Genomic DNA, 2,645 nt, shown 5'->3' with positions numbered 1-2,645 from the left:
AAAAAGGAGAGGTATTATGTCAAATCAACAAGTAACAATTCAATTTCCAAATGGCGAACAGAAACGCTTTGCCAAAGGTGTTACACTAACCGACATTGCAAAGGCAATCAGCCCTAGCTTAGCGAAAAAATCAATAGTAGGCAGTGTGAATACGACGGCAACCGATTTGACACGACCAATTCTAGTGGATGCCGAAATTTCACTTTATGATGCGATGTCAGAGCAAGGTTTACAGGTTATTCGCCATTCCACAGCACATTTATTAGCGCAGGCAGTGAAGCGTTTGTATCCAGATGCAAAATTCGGCGTTGGCCCTGTTATTAAAAATGGCTTTTATTACGATATTGAAATGGCACATACGTTAGTGCCAGAGGATTTAACAATTATTGAAAGGGAAATGAAGAAAGTTGCGAATGAAAACTTGGCAATTGTTCGTAAGGAAGTATCACGAGAAGAGGCTCAGCAGCTATTTGCACATGATGCACTAAAGCTAGAATTACTGGAAGCAATCCCTGCTGGTGAACTCGTAACAGTTTATGAGCAAGGCGAATTTACTGATTTATGCAGAGGTCCACATGTGCCTTCTACAAAGAAAATTCAGCATTTTAAATTAATGAATATTTCTGGCGCATATTGGCGTGGCGATAGCAGCAACCAAATGCTACAACGCATTTATGGTGTTGCCTTTGCGACAAAGGAACAAATGCAGGACTATTTCATCTTTTTAGAGGAAGCGGAAAAACGCAACCATCGCAAGCTTGGCAAAGAGCTAGAGCTGTTTATGTTTTCGGAGGAAGCCCCTGGTATGCCGTTTTATTTAGCAAACGGGCAAATTATTCGTAATGAACTAGAAAGCTTTTTACGTCAGCTACAAGCAAAATATGATTATCAAGAAGTTCGCACACCATTAATGATGAATCAGCGTTTATGGGAGCAGTCGGGACATTGGCAACATTACAAAGAAAATATGTACTTCACACAGGTGGATGAGCAAAAGTTTGCCTTAAAGCCAATGAATTGCCCAGGGCATATGTTGATTTATAAAAACGACTTGCACTCTTATCGCGATTTGCCGATTCGCATGGCGGAATTCGGTCAAGTGCATCGCCATGAGTTTAGTGGCGCATTAAACGGATTGTTGCGTGTTCGCACATTTTGTCAGGATGATGCGCACATTTTTGCAACACCTGAGCAAATTGAGGATGAAATTGCACTCGCTTTAAAAATTATTGACCATGTGTATAAAGTCTTTGGCTTTGAATATGAAATTGAGCTATCGACACGTCCAGATGATTATATGGGTGAGCTTGCCTTGTGGGAACAGGCAGAAAAGGCACTTGAAAATGTGCTAAAACGTCTAGGCTTTTCATTTAAAGTCAATGAAGGTGATGGCGCATTTTATGGGCCGAAAATTGATATTCATATTCGTGATGCAATCAAGCGTAGTCACCAATGTGCAACAGTTCAGCTTGATTTCCAAATGCCCGAGAAATTTGATTTAACATATATTAATGCGGACAATGAGAAAGTGCGCCCTGTTATTATACACCGCGCTGTATTCGGTTCGATTGACCGTTTCCTAGGCATTTTAATTGAACATTTTAGTGGCGTATTTCCATTATGGCTTGCACCGAAGCAAGTTCAGCTTATCGGGGTATCGGAAGCGCATCAACCCTATATTAAGGAAGTACAAAAAGCGCTGCAAGAAGCAAATATCCGCGTTGCAATCGACAATCGCAATGAAAAGCTAGGTCGCAAAGTTCGTGATGCCCAGCTACAAAAAATTCCATACATTCTTGTATTGGGTGAGCAAGAGCAACACCAGCAAACTGTGAGTGTGCGAGCGCATAATAAATTACAAACGCTATCACTTCAACAGTTTATTGAGCAAGTTCAGCAGGAGATTGTGGAAAAGCAGTTGCCTTAATTACAGATGAACAGCGCTACTCAGTGTAACGCTGTTCGCACTCTGTTGAAAAACAACAGTGTCAAGAGAATTTCCATGAACACATTTTTGAATTTTTCAGTCTTTTTATTCTATAATGGTATGTACGATATGAAGCCTAATTTGTTGATACGAACGAAGCTTGATCCACTTTTTCCAGTTTTGAATGAGGGCAATCATCAAAACTTGGATGTATACTTTTAATTGACCGCGGCATCTGGCATAACGGAGAAAAAAGCTGAGGCAAAAGCATTTATAATTAGAAATTAATTAAAATATATATTCACCATAAAAAGGAATGTGTTTTTTTGTGAAGATTAAAAAAATTGTGTTTTTAGCGTTATCACTTCTCGTTTTCTCGGGTTTTTTATATGTGGAAATTAAAAAAATGAATTTAGAAAAAAAAGTGGAAGAGTATTTAATAAACGATAGCGGATATAAACTTCAAGAAATTGAGTCGATCGAAGGGAGGTTTTCTAAGTTACCAGTTTGGAGTGTAAGCGTTGTTTTTAAAGATGAAAATAATTTAATTTACCATTATAGAATAGAGTTTAATAAGGTTGAACAATTTTCAATATCTACAGCTAAAAATGTGAGTGAGTCGTTTCGAAAATCCTTTTTAAAAAAAGAAATTGAATTTAAACATTTTGAAGAAAATTAATAGAGTATAGTCTTTTAGTATTTATACTCTTTATTTTTT

General features: G+C 37.8%; 2 protein-coding genes. Both read left to right on the top strand.

Going from position 1 to position 2,645, the window contains the following annotated elements; all coding sequences use genetic code 11:
- The first annotated feature begins 16 nt into the window (after nucleotides 1-16).
- Complete coding sequence (gene thrS / locus C9J34_RS21480) at nucleotides 17-1,927, top strand: threonine--tRNA ligase (RefSeq protein ID WP_107842194.1); 1,911 nt, start codon at nucleotides 17-19, stop codon at nucleotides 1,925-1,927.
- Between the two features lie 328 nt (nucleotides 1,928-2,255).
- Nucleotides 2,256-2,606, top strand: a complete 351-nt coding sequence (locus C9J34_RS21475; protein WP_193769141.1) for a DUF3139 domain-containing protein — start codon at nucleotides 2,256-2,258, stop codon at nucleotides 2,604-2,606.
- Nucleotides 2,607-2,645: the final 39 nt, after the last annotated feature.

It is taken from the genome of Metasolibacillus meyeri, from assembly GCF_003049505.1.
In the GTDB taxonomy this organism is placed as follows: Bacteria; Bacillota; Bacilli; order Bacillales_A; family Planococcaceae; genus Metasolibacillus; species Metasolibacillus meyeri.
This window is presented reverse-complemented; position numbering and strand designations above follow the sequence as displayed.